General features: G+C 57.6%; 18 protein-coding genes. 3 read left to right on the top strand and 15 right to left on the bottom strand.

The features are described 5' to 3' along the window. Positions 1-48: 48 nt before the first annotated feature. Positions 49-303, bottom strand: a complete 255-nt coding sequence (cedA, locus tag M8318_RS21250) for a cell division activator CedA (RefSeq protein WP_262664671.1) — start codon at positions 301-303, stop codon at positions 49-51. 197 nt (positions 304-500) lie between these two features. Here cedA and katE point away from each other — a divergent pair, with 197 nt between their 5' ends. Beyond that, positions 501-2,759: a catalase HPII gene (gene katE, locus M8318_RS21245; protein ID WP_262664395.1), complete on the top strand. Its 2,259-nt coding sequence runs from the start codon at positions 501-503 to the stop codon at positions 2,757-2,759. Between the two features lie 73 nt (positions 2,760-2,832). On the opposite strand, the gene chbG is transcribed toward katE, so the two are convergent. The 7 genes from chbG to osmE all read right to left on the bottom strand — a co-directional run bounded on the left by chbG (position 2,833) and on the right by osmE (position 8,683). After that, on the bottom strand, positions 2,833-3,591 hold the full coding sequence (chbG, locus tag M8318_RS21240) for a chitin disaccharide deacetylase (protein ID WP_262664394.1): 759 nt from the start codon (positions 3,589-3,591) through the stop codon (positions 2,833-2,835). Between the two features lie 11 nt (positions 3,592-3,602). Then, positions 3,603-4,958: a 6-phospho-beta-glucosidase gene (locus M8318_RS21235; protein WP_262664393.1), complete on the bottom strand. Its 1,356-nt coding sequence runs from the start codon at positions 4,956-4,958 to the stop codon at positions 3,603-3,605. A 102-nt stretch (positions 4,959-5,060) separates the two neighbouring features. Beyond that, positions 5,061-5,879, bottom strand: a complete 819-nt coding sequence (gene chbR / locus M8318_RS21230; RefSeq protein WP_262664392.1) for a transcriptional regulator ChbR — start codon at positions 5,877-5,879, stop codon at positions 5,061-5,063. Positions 5,880-5,907: 28 nt separating this feature from the next. Beyond that, positions 5,908-6,261: a PTS N,N'-diacetylchitobiose transporter subunit IIA gene (gene chbA / locus M8318_RS21225; RefSeq protein ID WP_166182223.1), complete on the bottom strand. Its 354-nt coding sequence runs from the start codon at positions 6,259-6,261 to the stop codon at positions 5,908-5,910. Between the two features lie 46 nt (positions 6,262-6,307). After that, a complete protein-coding gene (gene chbC, locus M8318_RS21220) occupies positions 6,308-7,666 on the bottom strand; it encodes a PTS N,N'-diacetylchitobiose transporter subunit IIC (RefSeq protein ID WP_262664391.1) in 1,359 nt (452 codons plus the stop codon). 84 nt (positions 7,667-7,750) lie between these two features. Further along, a complete protein-coding gene (gene chbB, locus M8318_RS21215; protein ID WP_262664390.1) occupies positions 7,751-8,068 on the bottom strand; it encodes a PTS N,N'-diacetylchitobiose transporter subunit IIB in 318 nt (105 codons plus the stop codon). 273 nt (positions 8,069-8,341) lie between these two features. Beyond that, entirely contained in the window at positions 8,342-8,683 is a 342-nt protein-coding gene (gene osmE, locus M8318_RS21210) for an osmotically-inducible lipoprotein OsmE (protein ID WP_106993615.1), read from the bottom strand. Between the two features lie 231 nt (positions 8,684-8,914). On the opposite strand from osmE, the gene nadE reads away from it, so the two are divergent. Both nadE and cho read left to right on the top strand, forming a co-directional pair. Then, positions 8,915-9,742, top strand: coding sequence for an ammonia-dependent NAD(+) synthetase (gene nadE, locus M8318_RS21205; RefSeq protein WP_262664388.1), 828 nt, complete (start codon positions 8,915-8,917; stop codon positions 9,740-9,742). Positions 9,743-9,827: 85 nt separating this feature from the next. Next, the gene (cho, locus tag M8318_RS21200; protein ID WP_181247254.1) at positions 9,828-10,715 is read left to right on the top strand and encodes an excinuclease Cho; all 888 of its coding nucleotides are present in this window, start codon (positions 9,828-9,830) and stop codon (positions 10,713-10,715) included. On the opposite strand, the gene ves is transcribed toward cho, so the two are convergent. The 7 genes from ves to astC all read right to left on the bottom strand — a co-directional run bounded on the left by ves (position 10,684) and on the right by astC (position 18,389). Continuing rightward, positions 10,684-11,241, bottom strand: coding sequence for an environmental stress-induced protein Ves (gene ves / locus M8318_RS21195; RefSeq protein WP_106993612.1), 558 nt, complete (start codon positions 11,239-11,241; stop codon positions 10,684-10,686). The two genes, cho and ves, sit on opposite strands and share 32 nt — an antisense overlap. Positions 11,242-11,537: 296 nt before the next feature. Then, positions 11,538-12,026 (bottom strand): ATP-independent periplasmic protein-refolding chaperone Spy, encoded by a 489-nt coding sequence (gene spy / locus M8318_RS21190; protein WP_106993611.1) that lies wholly within the window; start codon positions 12,024-12,026, stop codon positions 11,538-11,540. A 339-nt stretch (positions 12,027-12,365) separates the two neighbouring features. Next, complete coding sequence (gene astE / locus M8318_RS21185) at positions 12,366-13,331, bottom strand: succinylglutamate desuccinylase (protein ID WP_262664387.1); 966 nt, start codon at positions 13,329-13,331, stop codon at positions 12,366-12,368. Positions 13,332-13,341: 10 nt separating this feature from the next. Next, positions 13,342-14,667, bottom strand: coding sequence for an N-succinylarginine dihydrolase (gene astB / locus M8318_RS21180; protein WP_262664385.1), 1,326 nt, complete (start codon positions 14,665-14,667; stop codon positions 13,342-13,344). Then, positions 14,654-16,141 carry a succinylglutamate-semialdehyde dehydrogenase gene (astD, locus tag M8318_RS21175; protein WP_262664384.1) on the bottom strand — a complete coding sequence of 496 codons (1,488 nt, stop codon included), beginning with the start codon at positions 16,139-16,141 and terminating at the stop codon, positions 14,654-14,656. The genes astB and astD overlap by 14 nt, the downstream gene beginning before the upstream one ends. Continuing rightward, positions 16,138-17,172, bottom strand: a complete 1,035-nt coding sequence (gene astA / locus M8318_RS21170) for an arginine N-succinyltransferase (RefSeq protein WP_262664383.1) — start codon at positions 17,170-17,172, stop codon at positions 16,138-16,140. The genes astD and astA overlap by 4 nt, the downstream gene beginning before the upstream one ends. Beyond that, positions 17,169-18,389 carry a succinylornithine/acetylornithine transaminase gene (gene astC / locus M8318_RS21165; protein ID WP_262664382.1) on the bottom strand — a complete coding sequence of 407 codons (1,221 nt, stop codon included), beginning with the start codon at positions 18,387-18,389 and terminating at the stop codon, positions 17,169-17,171. Before astC ends, astA begins: the two co-directional genes overlap by 4 nt. Between the last annotated feature and the right edge of the window lie 84 nt (positions 18,390-18,473).

Here is an 18,473-nt window from a genome sequence, read left to right as displayed (position 1 = left end):
TGCTAAAAAAAACCGCCTTCAGTGATGAAGGCGGTTTTTTATTGTCTGTTAATCCTCAACGTCTTCTTCCTGGCGGACCTGCGTCGCCCAGCGCTGAGCCGACTCCGGCACGGTAAACGTCGGTGAACGGCGAAAACGCTCGCCAATCAGCACAAAAGCCACATATTTGCCGCGTAATAACCAGACGTCACGAAAGCCATCCATTTTGCTGGCATGTTCGGGCGGCGCGGGTTCAACGCGGGGCTGGTAACTGATAACACGACGATTTTGTTGGCGAAGAGGTTTCATAAGCAGCGGGTTCACTAAAGCAAACTCAAAAATCAGTAAATTCCTATGATAGCCGATTGCCCCTCCTGCGTCGCGCCCCAAGTGCTATCCCAGCGTAAGCGGTAGCCAGGGATCGGGTTATCACCCGGCGCTCCCCCCGTAATGTTCTATAGTTATTGAGTTTTAACGCAAATATGACCGCGTTTCGGTAATAAAAACAGGAGACGAGTGCAATGTCGCAAAATGATAAGAGTCACCACCCGCAGCAATCCCCGGTCCATGACGAAAATGAAGCCAAACCCGGGCTGGACTCTCTGGCCCCCGACGATGGTTCCCACCTCGCCAGTCCGGTGCCTACCCCGCCAGGCCAGGAGCCAACGGCCCCTGGTAGCCTGAAAGCCCCGCATACCGGCAATGAAAAGCTGAACGCGCTGGATGCGGTGCGCAAGGGCGGCGAAAACTTCCCGCTCACCACCAACCAGGGCGTACGCATCGCTGACGATCAGAACTCGCTGCGCGCCGGGACGCGCGGCCCGACCCTGCTGGAAGATTTCATCCTGCGGGAGAAAATCACCCATTTCGACCATGAGCGCATCCCGGAACGTATTGTCCACGCCCGCGGTTCAGCCGCGCATGGCTATTTTCAGCCTTACAAAAACCTGAGCGATATCACCAAAGCCGCCTTCCTCTCCGATCCGGATAAAATCACCCCGGTGTTTGTCCGCTTCTCCACGGTGCAGGGCGGCGCGGGCTCCGCCGACACGGTCCGCGATATTCGCGGGTTCGCCACCAAGTTCTATACCGAAGAGGGAATTTTTGACCTGGTGGGCAACAACACGCCGATCTTCTTTATTCAGGATGCCCACAAGTTCCCCGATTTTGTCCATGCGGTTAAGCCGGAGCCTCACTGGGCGATCCCGCAGGGCCAGAGCGCACACGATACCTTCTGGGATTACGTCTCGCTGCAGCCTGAAACCCTGCATAACGTAATGTGGGCGATGTCTGACCGCGGCATTCCCCGCAGCTACCGCACCATGGAAGGGTTTGGCATCCACACCTTCCGGCTGATCAATGCCGAAGGCAAAGCCACCTTTGTGCGTTTCCACTGGAAGCCGGTAGCCGGCAAAGCCTCCCTGGTATGGGATGAGGCGCAGAAGCTCACCGGCCGCGACCCGGACTTCCATCGCCGCGATCTCTGGGAGTCCATCGAAGCCGGCGACTTCCCGGAATATGAGCTCGGTTTCCAGCTGATCCCGGAAGAGGACGAATTCAAATTTGATTTTGACCTGCTCGACCCGACCAAGCTGATCCCCGAGGAGCTGGTGCCGGTGCAGCTGGTGGGCAAAATGGTGCTCAACCGTAACCCGGATAACTTCTTTGCCGAGAACGAACAGGCCGCCTTCCACCCAGGGCATATCGTCCCGGGGATGGACTTCACCAACGACCCGCTCCTGCAGGGGCGTCTGTTCTCCTACACCGACACGCAAATCAGCCGTCTCGGCGGGCCGAACTTCCACGAGATCCCGATCAACAAGCCGACCTGTCCGTACCATAACTTCCAGCGTGACGGCATGCACCGGATGGAGATCGACACCAACCCGGCCAACTACGAGCCGAATTCGATCAACGACAACTGGCCGCGCGAGACCCCGCCGGGGCCAAAACGAGGTGGTTTTGAGTCGTATCAGGAGCGCGTGGAAGGGACCAAAATCCGCGAGCGTAGCCCCTCATTCGCCGAGTATTACGCCCATCCACGCCTGTTCTGGCAGAGCCAGACCCCTGTTGAGCAGGAGCATATTATTGGTGCCTTCAGCTTTGAGCTAAGCAAAGTGGTGCGTACCTATATCCGTGAGCGGGTGGTCGATCAGCTGGCACGCATTGATATCACCCTCGCCCAGGGCGTGGCGGACAATCTGGGACTGACTCTCACCGACGAGCAACGCAATCTGGCGCCACCGCAGGATGTCTGCGGCCTGAAAAAGGATCCGTCCCTGAGCCTGTATGCCGTCCCTGGTGGCGATATCAAAGGCCGGGTCGTGGCAGTATTGCTCAACGATAATCCGCGGGCCAGCGACGTGCTGGCGGTGCTGCAGGCGCTGAAGGCTAAAGGGGTACACGCGAAGCTGCTCTACTCCCGGATGGGTGAAGTGACCGCCGATGATGGCTCGGTGCTGCCGGTGGCGGCGACCTTTGCCGGATCGCCGTCATTGACCGTCGATGCGGTGGTGGTGCCTTGCGGTGATATCCAGAGTCTGCTGACCAATGGCGATGCTGCCTATTATCTGCTGGAAGCCTATAAGCACCTCAAGCCGATTGCACTGGCAGGTGATGCCCGTCAGTTCAAACCGCTGTTGAAGGTGGCGGATCAGGGCGAGGAAGGGATTATCGAAGGTGATACCGCGGCAGGCGCGTTTATGGACGAGCTGGTCGTGCAGATGGCGGCACACCGGGTCTGGTCCCGTCGCAGTAAAATCGCCAGCATTCCGGCGTAAAAAAAGCCGGGTGGCGACGTGCCACCCGGCAGTATCGTAGGCCGGGTAAGGCGAAGCCGCCACCCGGCACTTCTCACAGATCCCTGAACGTCCCCAGACGATACCCGCGCTCGGCAATCGCATATTTCAGCGACGTCGAGGTGAGCACATCCAGCTCCGTCAGACGCGGCCAGCAGTAGGCGCTTTTACGGATAGTGTTATCAATGAAGGCCGGGTGCGCCATCACCTCCAGGGAGCGTTCGCCCTGCTGCACGGCGCGATCCAGCACGCTTAAAAACAGCGCCTCACCGATCTCCTCGCCGTAAAATGCGCTGCTGAAACCGTCGGTGGTCGGCGGCAGTTCAGCACACAGTTCCCCGAGCCCGTCGACCTGCCGATCCACCCGCAGCGCCACCCCTTTGCGGCGGGCAAACTCGGCTACCAGCGGGAAGATCGCCGGGATCATATGCACATGGTGATGGCTGTCGATATGGGTCGGTTCACGGCCAAAGAGATCGACAAAGCGATTGAACTGACAGTCCAGCTCGCGGGCAATCTCCTCCAGCGGCAACGTCCCCTGCCCGGCCATCTCCCAGATCCATTTCCCCAGTTGCCCCTCCCGCGTCAGCCCAGGCATCGGCGTCAGCGGCATGCCGAGGGTTAACACGAAGTGCATCCCGACGCCCAGTTCCGGCAGATCCCGGCTGAGCGCGGCGGCGTGCTCAATGGCATCGCCGTTCACCATGGCGGTGGTCGAGGTGACCACGCCGTGCCGACAGGCTTCCACGATGCCGTAGTTCTGCCCTTTTGAGAGGCCAAAATCATCGGCGTTGACGATCAGCAGATATTCCATAGAGACCTCTCTCAGTGCTGCTCGCTTTTGAGTTTATCGATAGCGGCGGCAAAGTTCGGCAGCCATTTTTCGTGGGCCAGGATCAGGTCGCGCGCCAGCTTCTCGGCATCGCGATCGGACTGCACCAGCGGGCTCAGGTTCAGGGCCAGCAGCACGTCGTTCAGCTCGCCGCTGAGTGCCGCCTGGCTTGCCGCTACTTCAAAGCCCTTGATGGTGTGGATCAGCCCCATCACCTTGTCATCGAAATGAGTCAGACGCGGATGCGGCTTCGCGCCCTCACGGCCAAGGATACAGGTCATCTCCACCGCCCAGTCAGCCGGGATATTATCAATGTGGCCGTGGTGCGGCACGTTAACGTAGTGCTCCGCCTGCTTGTCGTTGTAGATGGCGTTGATCACTTCACAGGCGGCGTCGGAGTAGTAAGCCCCGCCGCGCTGCTCCAGCTCTTTCGGCTTCACGTTCAGATCCGGGTTCTTGTACAGATCGAAGAGCTGTTTTTCCACCTTCTGCACCACCTGCGCCCGGGCACCGCCTTTGTAATACTCGCCCATCTCAATGGCCAGCATCTCTTTCAGCTTAAAGTAGTAGAGCAGATAGGAGCACGGGAGCAGATTAAGGGAGCGGATCAGCCCTTCGCTGAACGGCAGGTCGAAGATATTCTTCACCGAGCTGGCTTTCAGGGTGCCAGATGCCACACCGTCCAGCAGTTCGGCAAAGCGTGACTCGCCGTTGACCAGCACGTCTTTGATAAAGACCATGTGGTTCAGGCCGAAGAGGTCGATGGAGAGCTCGTCGTTGTCGGTCAACGCCAGCACATCGCGGATAAACATCTTCATGCCGATCGGAATATTACACACCCCGATAAAGCGTTTGAAATCGGTGTGGCGGTAGACCGCCTCGGTTACCATCCCGGCCGGGTTGGTAAAGTTGATCACCCACGCCTGAGGGCAGATCTCCTGCACGTCTTTAATGATATCGAACACCACCGGAATGGTACGCAGCCCTTTGAACAGGCCACCGGCGCCGTTGGTCTCCTGCCCCAGATAGCCGTAGCTCAGCGGAATGCGCTCATCCAGCTCGCGGGCCTTCAGCTGGCCGACGCGCAGTTGAGTGGTGACGAAATCGGCGTCTTTCAGCGCCTGGCGACGATCGAGGGTTTTATGCACGGTCATCGGTACGCCCGCTTTTTTCACCATCCGCTGGCAGAGGTCGAAAATAATGTCGAGCTTCTCCTGGCCTTCAGCCACATCCACCAGCCACAGTTCGCTGACCGGCAGTTCATGATAACGCTTGAGGAACCCTTCCAGTAATTCCGGGGTATAGCTGCTTCCGCCGCCGATGGTCACTACTTTCAGTTTCTTTTGCATAATATTCTCCCTGGGAGATCGACCATTTGAGTATAGCGATCCCGTCCCACTTATTTGGGCAAGTATTGAAGTCGATATTTCCGGCAGCAATTCCGCCGGACGTTAATTAATAACCGTGATATTTTTCCGGTAGCTGTTAGGGGTAAATGAGGTCAATTTCTTAAAGGTCTTAATAAACAGGCTCGGACTGCTATAACCGGATTCGTAAGCAATATCCGTCACCGAATAGTTGGTGATCTCCAGCTGTTTTCTGGCGAAATTGATCCGTATTTCATTAATAATTTGCACCGGCGTTTTCTGATAATAACGCTGGGTCGCTCGGGTCAGGTACTCTTGCGATTTACCCGACAGCGACACCATATTCTCCAGCGCGTTTTCACCAAAACGCAGTTTATCGTGCATCATTTCAACGGTGGTGCGCAGCCATTGCGGGATATCGTCCGTCGCCTGCTGCTCTTCACGATAGTGGCGTAAGCGGTTGACGACGTAGAAGGTCACCGTTTCGATGAATTCATCAAATTCATTGTCACGAAAGTTAAGCGAGGCAATAACGGTGTCGATCCAGTTCAGGAATTCACTTTTGACGTGATAAACCTGCGAGGCGACAAAGCAGAACGGCAGCAACGGCGCATAGTGGGTTTCGAAGAAGCGTTTACTGATACCCACGTTGAGAATGCGCGTGGCACCGAAGTCGTAAAAACTCTGATGATGCGATCCCATCGGGATAAAGACGAAGTCCCCGCGCTCCAGCAGCACCCGCTTGCCGTTGATCTCCTGGAAATAGCGGCCGGTCAGCACAATGGTGAATTCATAGTAGTCATGCTGATGCAGACCGCTGATGCTCTCCACCTTGTTGTAGATAAACACATGAAAATTTTTACCATTGAACAGCTGTTGTTCCCGGGCGGTAGTGATTTCCATGGCGCTGACCTCCTGCTATCAGTCTGACTTACTGCATTTTTTCGTGAAGTTCGATAAGTTCCGCCACCAGCTCACGGGCCAGCATGGAGGTCATCAGATGGTCCTGGGCGTGTACCAGCACCAGGCTCACCTTCATCTTACCTTCTCCCTGATCGCTTTCGATCAGTTTTGTTTGCACCAGATGCGCTTCATTCAGTGCAGTGCGCGACTGGGCCATCATCTCTTGCGCACTGTCGAAATCGCCCTGCTTGGCTTTTTTCAGTGCACCGTACGCCAGACTACGGGCCTGTCCTGAGTTGATGATAAGCCCCATCACCACTTCTTCAAGGTCGTTCTCTGCAACCTCTTCTGCTTGTGCAACAACATTCTCTAAATCAAACATCTCGGTTTCTCCTGTACTGACGCGGGTTGCCCCGCGTCATACGACATCAGAATTTCAGGGCGAGGGCGATCTCTTCTTCGCTCTCTTCTTCATCGATAGTGGTCTGGGCCTTGTTGGCGATGGCAACGAACGGCATGTAGAGCAGGGTTGCCACCCCAAGGTTGAATATCGCCAGCAGGAAGGCCGCTACGCTGCCGTTGGTGTTGAAGAAGGCACCCAGGCCGGCGGGCATGGTCCACGGCGCAATGTTGGTCACCGGCGGGATAATGCCCAGGTAATAAGCGGTCAGGGTAATGGCGGCCAGCAGCGGCTGCACCAGGATGAACGGAATGAACATCACCGGGTTCATGATAATCGGCAGACCGAAGAGGATAGGCTCGTTAATCTGGAAGATGCCTGATGGCAGCGCCAGCTTGGCCACCTGACGGTGATCCGCCCGACGGGAGGTGATAAACACCGCGATAATCAGACCCAGCGTCGCCCCGGTACCGCCCAGGAAGATATAGGAGTCGAGCATCGGTTTGGCCCACACGTGGAAGGTTTTACCGGCCGCCAGCGCCGCGTCAACGGAGCCGTACTGCTGATAAAGTGCGACGTTTTCCAGCGCCCACGGGGTCATGATTCCGCTGTCCAGCGCCGCCAGCGCCAGCGAGCCGTGCACACCGAAGAACCACAGCAGAGAGGTGAAAATCACGTAAGCCCAGCCCACGACGCCACCCATGGAGGCCAGCGGTGTAGAGATGGTGTCCATGATGATCTGGTGGAAGTTGGTGCCCCAGTGAGAGAGCACCCAGGCGAGGGTCCCCATGATGGAGAGGATAATGAAGCCTGGGATCAGCGCTGAGAAGGAGCGGGACACTGATTCTGGCACGCTGTCAGGTAAACGAATCACCCAGTTGCGACGAATAATAAAGGTAAACATCTCCGCCACGACCAGGCCGATCACGATACCGGAGATGATGTTTGCCCCGCCCAGCCAGTTGGCTCCAACCGCGTAGGCTTCACCGACGCTGTAAGGGGTCACGGTCATAAAGGCCGCGACAGATAATAAACCGGCGGCCAGCGAGTCGACTTTACGCTCTTCTGCCAGCGCCATCCCAATAAAGAAAGGTGCCATCAGCGACATAATACCCAGCGTACCGTTGTACACATTGCCGCCGATGGCCTTGAAACCATTTAACGTTTCAATAGTTGAGGGATCTAAACGCACACCTAATGAATAGAAGAAGGAACCATCACCGAAGCTAAGAAAAACGTTATTAATTAAAACGAACATGGCCCCGGCCAGGGTTAACGGCATTACCTTAATAAAGCCGTTTTTAATGGCGTTGACATGCGGTTGCTTTCCTATTTTAACTGCAAAAGGAAGGAGTACCTTTTCAAGCGCAGCAATAAATCTACTCATAGAAAATGCCCTTAAATGCCGCAATAATATTGCGGCGTAAGTGTGTGTGAAATTGCTCTTTGACGGGAAAAATAAAAAAATAAATTAATTAGCAGCTTTTTTAATCGCCGCTACAGCAGCTTTAAGAACACCCAAACCATCCACTTTGCCGTACAGCGCAGAGTCGATCACTTCCACCGGTTTATTCGGTAACAGACGTTGAATTTCCGGCAACATATAGGCTATTTGCGGCCCTAACAGCACCACATCCGCGTTGGTCCCTTTCTCGCCTGCCAGGGTTTCCGGGAAGGCTTCAATTACAACGGGTACGTCGTACTTTTCTGCCTGCGCGCGCATCTTAGACACCAGCAGTGACGTTGACATGCCCGCTGAGCAAAACAGATAGATATATTTCTTTTCCATAGCAATTTCCCTCTTATGTGCTCATCGCTTGCGCCGCGATATCCCCGCTTTGACCGACCGGAATCCCTCGCTGGCGTATCTGATAGAGGGAGTATACGGCAACTGATTTCCCAGGGATAATTCGAAAGGGAGTGCAATTGTCTCTCCTTGACCTGTCGTTATGACACTCTTCACATTTCAGGCAAATAATTCGCGGTGAGAATTAAGATGGGTGGTGACGTAAAAAAACCGGCCTGCTGGCCGGTTTGTCTCTTTGCTCAGGAAAAGGTGTTATCAGGCCTTAGGTGCCTGCGGATCAGTATCGTATTCCGCACAGGTCTGGTAGCCGGAGTTAATCACGTGGCCAGTATCGTCGAGGGCCACAAAGTAAGTTTCTGTTTTACCATCGCGTTGACCCAGGATATAGGTCTGGCAAGTACCACGAGCGTGGATCATCGTCACCTCAGATGACGGCTTACCGGCAAGCTGCTGTACCTGTGCACGGCTCATGCCTTTTTTAACGTCTTTTACGACAGGCTCTTTAAACTGGTCCGTCGTACGGTCATACGCAGTACACCCTGCCAGTAAAGTCATTACAGCCGCTGCGCCTAACATTCCTGCTAAATTCTTGTTCATATTCCGTCCTCTTGTTTATCAGCGTGTTAAGTAAGCCTGGAACAGAAAATCACATTTTTCAACCTTAAGCGTGACGGCAAATTTTTTTCGGAAAATTCCTGTAATGTACAAATAAGCGGCTAAATGGCTCAGGTTCGCCCAATTCAAATGTGTGATCCTTGTCGTTTACCGCATGACGGGTTAGCTTTAACAGAACATTCATCAGGCCAATTTGTGTAACGGAGGGGCTTAATGGCTCTGCAACAAGACATTATCCAGGCGCTGGGTGCTAAACCCACCATCAATGCGGAAGAAGAGATCCGCCGCAGCGTCGATTTTTTGAAATCCTATTTAACCCGCTTCCCGTTTCTGAAGACGCTGGTGCTGGGCATCAGCGGCGGTCAGGACTCCACCCTCGCCGGGAAGCTCGCCCAGATGGCCATCAGCGAATTGCGTGCCGAAACGGGTAACGACGCCCTGCAGTTTATCGCGGTGCGCCTGCCCTTTGGCGTGCAGTTCGACGAACAGGATTGCCAGGATGCCCTCGAGTTTATTCAGGCGGATCGCGTCCTGACCGTGAACATTAAAGAAGCGGTGCTGGCCAGCGAAAAAGCGTTGCGCGAGGCGGGCATTGAGCTGAGTGACTTCGTGCGCGGCAACGAAAAGGCCCGCGAGCGGATGAAAGCCCAGTACAGCATCGCCGGAATGACCAGCGGCGTGGTGGTGGGCACTGACCATGCGGCAGAGGCACTGACCGGGTTCTTCACCAAATATGGCGATGGCGGCACTGACATTAACCCGCTGTTCCGTCTTAACAAGCGCCAGGGCAAACAGCTGCTGGCCGCGCTGGGCTGCCCGGAGCATCTGTATAAGAAAGCCCCGACCGCGGATCTGGAAGACGATCGCCCTTCCCTGCCGGATGAAGCCGCGCTGGGCGTGACCTATGAAAACATTGACGATTATCTGGAAGGCAAGACGCTGGACGAAGGCACCGCCCGTATTATTGAAGGCTGGTATCTGAAGACCGAACACAAACGTCGCCCGCCGATCACGGTATTCGACGACTTCTGGAAACAATAATTCTGACGGGGCGGCATCTGCCGCCTCTTTTTTAACCACACCGCAGCTGCTACACTGTATGCCTGAACAGTATCAGGAGTACGTTGTGAGCAGGCGTCAATCGGCACCGCGGCTTGAATTCGAAGCAGCCGCTATCTATGAATATCCCGAACATCTGCGTCCGTGGCTTGAGGCACTGCCTAAGCAGCCTGGCGTCTATTTCTTTCATGGCGACAGCGACGCCATGCCCCTTTATATCGGCAAAAGCATCAACATTCGCAGCCGGGTCCTGTCGCATCTGCGCACCCCGGACGAGGCCGCCATGCTGCGCCAGTCACGGCGTATCACCTGGATCCAGACCGCAGGTGAGCTGGGCGCTCTGCTGCTTGAGGCGCGTTTAATCAAAGAGCAGCAGCCGCTGTTCAATAAACGCTTACGCCGCAATCGCCAGCTCTGCTCCCTGCAGATCACCGAGGGCAAACCGCAGATCGTCTATGCCCGCGAGGTCGATTTTTCGCACACCCCGAATCTGTTTGGCCTTTTCGCCAACCGCCGGGCAGCGCTGCAAACCCTGCAGACGCTGGCCGATGAGCGGCAGCTCTGTTATGGCCTGCTGGGGCTAGAGTCGTTAACTCTCGGGCGGGGCTGTTTCCGTTCCGCCCTGAAGCGTTGCGCGGGGGCATGCTGCGGGAAAGAGAGTGTAGAGGATCATCAGCAGCGATTAGTCGAGGGGTTACAGGCGATTGGGGTTACCTGCTGGCCGTGGGACAGTGCCGTGGCGCTGAAAGAGTCGCGCCCGGACATGACCCACTACCATATCATTCACAACTGGCTCTGGCTGGGCGCGGTCGACAGCCTGGACGAGGCGGCGGACCTGCTACGCACGCCCGCCGGTTTTGATCAGGATGGGTATAAAATTCTCTGTAAGCCGCTGCTGACCGGCAACTATGAGATCATTCCCCTCAGTGTCCCGGAAGCCAAAAAATCTCGCTGAACAGCAACGTTCCCTCTTCCTTCAGCAGCCGCAACGTATGGTCGCCCTCATGCCACCATGCCCCCTGATCGGCGGTGAGCAGCTTCTCGCCCAGCTGCCACGCGCCGCTCAGTACAAACACCACCCCGCCGCGTGACGCAAAGGTAGTGAAGGTGCGATCCGCCACCCGCACCTTCGCCCGACAGCGGTCCCGGCGGGTCATAATGTTAAAATCCATCGACATTTGCCCCTCCATCAGCTGCGCCTTAACCGGCAGATCGCCGGCAAAGCTGAAGGGCTGATGACGCTGCAGCGTATGGGTAAACGCCTTCCCGCCATCCAGATGCACCTCTCCCCCTTCCAGCAGGGTGATCACCCGATCGATGCCGGGGGAGACCGAAAAGTCGCCGTTGCTGGCCAGAGAGGCGATACTGGCACGCCAGTTAAATTCCCGGGTTGCAGGGGGGAAACAACATATTTCGCGCGTCTCCCCGGCCCCGTTGCGCCAGAGGCTGATCGGCATTTTGCGGATATCAAAGAATTCCATCACCACTCCAGATGGCGCAATACGCGCCAGAGCGTCCCGCACAGGGCGGTCGCGTTTTGTTTGTTATCGTTAGATCATCACTGTGTAGTATCGGCAGATGTGCACAATGGCCTTAGCCTGACGACAAAAAAATCCGTAACGCCAGACATTTCAAACACATTGTGCAAATCAATAACAGGAGAATACCGGGATGGCGGCGGCTGGCAAGAGGCGGGAAAAGAAAAAACCGCCGGACCTGTCCACAGCGTATTCGCTTGGGTGAACAGGACTCCGGCGGTCTTGAATGGCTTAACCGATTATTCGGCTGGTGGGGTCATTTTACCTTCCGGCGCGGAACGTTCTGTCAGACGCTTCTCAAAATTGGCATCAAACTGCTTTTTCTGTTCCGGGGTCAGAATGTTGTAAATCTTGTTCTGGGTTTCCATGTGCGCCAGCATGCGGGCCTTGTTCTGCTCGGCCATTTTGTCGACCTGCGCCTGAGCTTTCGCTTTATCGAAGCTGTCGCTGGCGATGATGTCGTGCATTGCGCGGCGCTCTTCCACCGGCGGACGTTTCATCTGGTCACGCTGACTTTTCATGATGTCGCGGATCTGCGTTTTCTGTGCATCCGTCAGGTTCAGATCTTTAAACATCATATCATGATGCATACCCGGCTTGCCTTTGTGGTGCATCATTTTGCTTTCGGCCGGCGCTGCGGTGGTGGTAGCGGTATCCGCAGCGAACGCCGCGCCGGTAGCGCCCAGAGCCAGGGTAGAGGCAACAAACAGTGCAGTTAATTTACGCATAATTTTGTCCTTCCTTTTCAGTTATTCTTCGGCGCTATGCCGTGTTGACGATATTCACTTTACGGGGATTATCGTCAATTAATCAGAGCAACAGTAAAACAATGAAAGTGTAAAAAACAAATTATCGTCAACTATGGAGAAAATAAGGATAAAGCGTGGAGAGTTGAAACAATAATATTCATCTGGCTGATTTTAAAGAGATTGTGAAGGAGTATACCGGCAAGAAGATTAATAATAAAGCAAACAGCCAGGAATAATCTGTAATAAAACGCCAGATACCAGAAACGACTGAGAAAATAAGCGACCCCACCGCGTTACGCTGATGGGGTCACAGGGTTTTCAGGTGATTTTTTCCAGCATCAGCCCGGCGCGCAACCCAAAGGCCACGGCGGGATTGGGGAACAGAACATACTCGGTCGGCTTTTGTACCTGGTAGCGTTTATCGCCATCCTCCGCCAACAGTACGCCCTGGCGGAACGGCGTAAAGTTCAGGGTGTGCGCCGCCATGTGCAGCACGAAGGCCTCGCTGCGGCGGGTGATCTGCTGCACCACCCGATACTGCTCGACCTGTGCCACGTGCGGCTCTGGCGCCTCGCCGTTCAGCAAGGCATACAACGCCTGATGGGTAGCGGCGAAGCGGGCCAGATCGTTATGGCCGAACGGCAGCGCCTTGCCCAGCTCCAGCGTACAGGCCAGGGCGCCAAAACGTTCGCAGCTGAAATGGGTGAAGGTCCCGCCCGGTGCCTGATGAAACACCAGCGCCTCCAGCCCGGCATCTCCCAGCCATTGAATAAAGGCCGCATCCCACGGCTGACTGCGCTGGGGCAGCACGCCAAAACGTTCATGATACGAGGCGCGGATGGCGGTATGCAGATCCAGATGCCAGCGATCGGCCCCCGCCTGCTGGTAAAATGCCGCTACCCGTTCCTCAAGCAACGTTGCCCGGGCGGTCTCGTCGCAGGCCGGAAACTGCGCTCCACGTCCGCTGAACAAGCGATTGATATCACAGGTCAGGTAGCGCTTGCCGGCCCTCAGCGCCGGAGGATTACCGAAGATAATCAGCAGACGACAGCGCAGCGTCAGTTCGCCGCGAAACAGCGCCCGCACCAGCAGGTCAACGATCTCTACCGGGGCGGTTTCGTTGCCGTGGATCCCGGCCGACAGCACCAGAGCGCGCGTGCTCGCCACTTCCGGGGTCAGCTCCAGCACCCCGTGCGCCAGCCAGCGCCAGTCAAAGGACGCCCCTCTGCCTTCACAATGGGGAGGCGTTTCATCGGCCAGCGTCAGCGCCAGAAAGTTTTCCATCACGCCTCCTTTATTGCTGGAACGGGTAGACAGAGCCGAGCTGCAGGATCTGGCTCAGAGCATCCAGCGCCTCGCGCCCTTCCCGCAACAGCTGCGGATCTACCAGGTCGGCCTGGACCAGACGGTCACGGTAGTAGCGATCCACCCAGTCATTGAGGGTGTTGAACAGGGTGTCGTTCATCATCACCGCCGGATTGACCGCCCGCTGCTCCTCGGGCGTCAGCACCACGCGCAGACGCAGACAGGCCGGACCGCCGCCGTTAGCCATGCTCTCCCGCAGGTCGAACACCCGCAGTTCGCTGATGGGGTTATCCTCCGCCACCAGACCGCTCAGATAGCGCCAGACGCCCGGATGCGCCTGCGACTCCTGGGGGAGGACCAGCATCATGCTGCCGTCATCCCGGCTCAGTAGCTGGCTGTTAAACAGGTAGGTGGCAACAGCATCCTTAACCGAGACCGCCTCGGTCGGTACCTCGATGGGCATAATGCCGGGGACGCGATCGCGCAGGGTCTGGAGCAGCGCGGGCTGGTCGACGAATGCCTGCTCGTGGCAGAACAGCACCTGACGATTCGACACGGCGATGACGTCGTTATGGAACACCCCCTGGTCAATCACCAGCGGGTTTTGCTGGGCGAAGAGGATCTGCCCTGGATTGACCTGGTTCAGGCGGGCAACCGCCTGGCTCGCCGCCAGAGTTTGACGCGCGGGATAACGGGCTGGTGCGTCATTACCTCCCTCTTCACGGCCATAGACAAACAGCTGCAGGCCCGGCTCGCCGTAGTCGCCGCCGAGGCGGTTATGGTTGGCCGCCCCTTCGTCACCGAACATCGCCACCTGTGGCAGCGCCGCATGGACGCTAAAGCGGGCCTCGTCGCGGAAAATGGCGCGCAGCACCTTCTCGGTGGTGCCAGCTTCACTGGCGCGGTGGAACTTGTTGTTCAGGTTGGCAACGGTGAAATGCACTTTTCCGTCGAGGGTGTCCGCCGACGGGGCCACCGTCGCGGCATTGGCGACCCACATCGAGGAGGCCGAACTGGCAGCAGAGAGCAGCTGCGGCATCCGGGTGCCCGCCCTCTCCACCACCTGTTCATCGGTGCCGGTAAAACCAAGCTGGCGCAGCACGCCGACGTTAGGCCGCTCCTGAGGCGGGATCACCGCCTGGGGAAAGCCCGCATCCGCCAGCGCCTTCATCTTCAGCAGCCCCTGCTTCGCCGCCAGCCGTGGGTTGGAGATCTGAAAACGGTGTTTGGTCGAGGCCTCGTTGCCAAACGACAGCCCGGCATAGTGGTGGGTTAACCCCACCAGCCCGTCAAAATTGACTTCACGCGCTTTCATGACGTTTCCCCTGAATAAAATCGAGGCCCGGGCTTAATTGCTCCGGCAGGACGATGGCCGGGGTTTCGAGGCTCGCCATGGGCCAGGCGCAGTAATCCGCCGCATACCAGGCGCTGGCGCGATGGTTCCCGGAGGCACCCACTCCACCGAACGGTGCGGTACTGGCCGCGCCGGTAAGCGGTTTGTTCCAGTTGACGATCCCGGCGCGCGCTTCCAGCAACAGCTGGTCAAACTTGTCGCGTTCCGGGGAGATCAGCCCGCACGACAGGCCGTAGCGCGTGGCGTTGGCCATGGCGATGGCCTGGTCGAAATCGTCATACCGCCAGACGCAGAGCAGCGGGCCAAAGACCTCTTCATCCGGCACATCGCGCACGCCGGTCATCTCGACAATCCCCGGGGTTAATAACGAGGTCCCCGCCCGGACCAGACGCGGATCGAGCAGCGACTTGCCGCCGCGGGCGACGTGTTCCCGCCAGACGTGATAGACGTTTTTCGCCGCCTGCTCAGAGATCAGCCCGCCGATAAACGGCTGGTCGTTGTCATCCCACGCGCCCGGCAGCAGATGGCCGCTCACCTCCACCAGACGGGCGAGGAAAGCGTCACCTTCGGCACCGTTTTTCACCAGCAGACGTCGGGCGCAGGTGCAGCGCTGTCCGGCGGTGATAAAGGCCGACTGAATGGTCAGGTGGACCGCGGCGTCGATATCCGCCGGATCGTCAACGATGAGGGCGTTGTTGCCGCCCATCTCGAGGGCCAGAATTTTCTCCGGCTGCCCGGCCAGCTGGCGGTGCAGTTGATAGCCGGTCCCGGCGCTGCCGGTGAACAGCAGGCCGTCGATATCGCTCAGCGCACTCAGCGCCTGACCGGTTTCGCGCCCGCCCTGAACCAGGTTGAGCACGCCCGGCGGCAGCTCGGCCTGTTCCCACAGTTTGACCACCGCCTCGCCGCTCCACGGCGTCAGCTCGCTCGGCTTGAAGATCACGGTATTACCCGCCAGCAGCGCCGGCACGATATGGCCGTTCGGCAGATGGCCGGGGAAGTTATAGGGGCCAAACACCGCCAGCACGCCGTGCGGACGGTGGCGCAGACTGGCAGCCCCGTCGGCCATCTCAGTATGCTGCTCGCCGGTGCGGGTATGGTAAGCCTTCACCGAAATGGCGATTTTATTGATCATCGCGGTAATTTCGGTCGCCGCTTCCCAGCGCGGTTTGCCGGTTTCGCTGGCAATCACGCGGGTCAGTTCCTGCTTATTGGCTTCCAGCAGGGCGGCAAATTTCTCAACGATGGCCTGACGGGCGCTGAACGGCAGTTTCGCCCAGCCAGGGAAGGCCCCACGTGCCGCCCGGCAGGCCTGCTCAACCTGCTCAGCGCTGGCGTCTGCCCCCTGCCATAACACCTCCTGACCCACCGGATTGTGTTTGGTGCGGGGTTCACCTTCGCCGGTTACCCAGTCGCCGTTAATCCATAAGTTCATGCTGTTTTCTCCTCAGCGCACAGGCGCACCATGCGAATACGATCGCCGGCGCGGCATTTCAGGGCATCCAGTTGGGCTGGGGTCAGCACCAGACGTTCACAATCGGGATCCACGCGGACCAGCGTGGCGCGGAACTGGTCATACTGTTCATTGGCCACCAGACAGGCAGGCCATTCGCCCGGCGCAGGCTGGCCTTCGGCCACCTCCACCAGACGGCTTTTGCGGATCGCCCGCACCCGGTCGATATCGCACTCCAGCGTCGGGCCGCCGTCAAAGATGTCGACATAGTTCCGGTAGCGAAAGCCCTCTTTCTCCAGCACCGCACGCGCCGGGGCGGTGTGCGGATGGACTTCGCCAATCACCGCCTGCGCCTCGGGGCTGAGGAAATGGGTATAGATAGGATGCTTCGGCATCAGCTCGGCGATAAAGGCTTTCTGTCCGGTGCCGCACAGGTAGTCGGCCTTGCTGAACTCCATCGAGAAGAAGCGTTCGCCGAGGCTTTTCCAGAACGGCGAGAAGCCGGTTTCGTCAATCACGCCGCGCATCTCGGCCACCACTTTTTCGTTAAAGCGATCGCGGAAGGCGGCCATAAACAGAAAGCGCGATTTGGAGAGCAGATAGCCGTTGCCCTCTTTGCGCCAGTCGGGATCGAGAAACAGGCTACAGAGTTCGCTGCTGCCGGTGTGATCGTTACTGAGAAACAGCGTCGGCAGCGCGTTGTAGACGTTAAGCTCTTTTGAGGCGTGCACCAGGGTGCCGACGCGGTAGTTATACCAGGGATCGTTCAGGCCCACCGCCACCTCGATGGCGCAGATCCCGGCCACGGTGCCGGTGGTGGACTCTTCCAGCACAAACACGTAACCCTGTTCGCCTTTCGGCAGCGTCCCTTGCCAGGTCTCCAGCGAGCGTTCGATGCGCGCCGAGAGGGTATTTTCATCAACCGGAAGCGAGGTCAGCCCGCCCCCTGTTTTACCGGCAAGCTGCATGAGGGCGGATAGATCCCCGCGCTCAATGGGACGGATGACCATCATGATGACACCCCGGACTTCACTCGTTCACAGGCCAGCGCAAAGCGATCTAACCCGGTCTGCACTTCCTCCTCGCTGACGATCAGCGCAGGTGCAAAGCGCACCACGTTAGCCCCGGCGATCAACACCATCACGCCCGCTTTTGCCGCTTCCTGTGAAATAAGTTTAGCTTTTCCGGCGAATTCATCCGTGAGCACGCAGCCAATCAGCAGCCCCAGACCGCGGATTTCTTTGAACAGGCCGGTTTTACCGTTAATGGCATTCAGGCGCTCGACAAACCAGTCGTGACGCTGCTTCACGCCGTTGAGCACCTCCGGAGTATTGATGATGTCCAGCACCTGACCCGCTACCGCCGAGGCCAGTGGGTTGCCGCCGTAAGTGGTGCCATGAGTGCCGACGGTCATCACCCGGGCAAATTTGTCGGTGGTGAGCATCGCCCCCACCGGGAAACCGCCGCCGAGCGCCTTGGCGGTGGAGAGCACGTCCGGGGTGACGCCGTAGTGCATATAGGCGTACAGCTCGCCGGTGCGGCCAACGCCGGTCTGGACTTCATCAAAAATCAGCACCGCGTTGTGGCGATCGCACAGCTCGCGCAGCCCCTGCAGGAAAGCTTTGTCCGCAGGCAGTACGCCGCCCTCGCCCTGCATCGGCTCGACGATCACCGCGCAGGTGCTGTCGTCGATTAGCTCGCTGGCGGACTGCAGGTCGTTATAGACCGCGTGGCGGATATCCGGCGGCAGCGGGGCAAAGTCCTGGGAATAAGATGGCTGACCGCCCGCGCTGACGGTAAACAGGGTGCGACCATGGAAGGCATTTTTGAAAGCGACGATGCCGCTCTTCTGACTACCAAAGTTGTCGTGGGCATATTTACGCGCCAGCTTCAGCGCTGCTTCGTTAGCTTCGGCCCCGGAGTTACAGAAGAACACTTTTTCGGCAAAGGTGGCGTCGATCAGTTTTTTAGCCAGCCGCAGCACCGGCTCGTTGGTAAAGCCGTTCCCGGTATGCCAGAATTTTGCCGCCTGGTCGTTGAGCGCCTGACGCAGCGCCGGATGGGCATGGCCCAGGGCATTAACCGCAATGCCCCCGGCAAAGTCGATATACTCTTTACCCTGTTGATCCCACAGGCGTGAGCCCTCTCCCCGTACCGGAATAAAAGCCGCCGGGGCGTAAACCGGCATCATCCATTGATCAAAGTTTTCACGCGTAATTGACAGAGACATAGCGACCTCATCCGGTAAATAAAAGGTTGATTAAATGTTAAATATTTTAGTGTTTGCGCTGTAAATGTAGATTGCAGCTATCGT

Origin of the sequence: Leclercia tamurae (assembly GCF_025566055.1) — a bacterium.
GTDB lineage: Bacteria > Pseudomonadota > Gammaproteobacteria > Enterobacterales > Enterobacteriaceae > Enterobacter > Enterobacter tamurae.
This window is presented reverse-complemented; position numbering and strand designations above follow the sequence as displayed.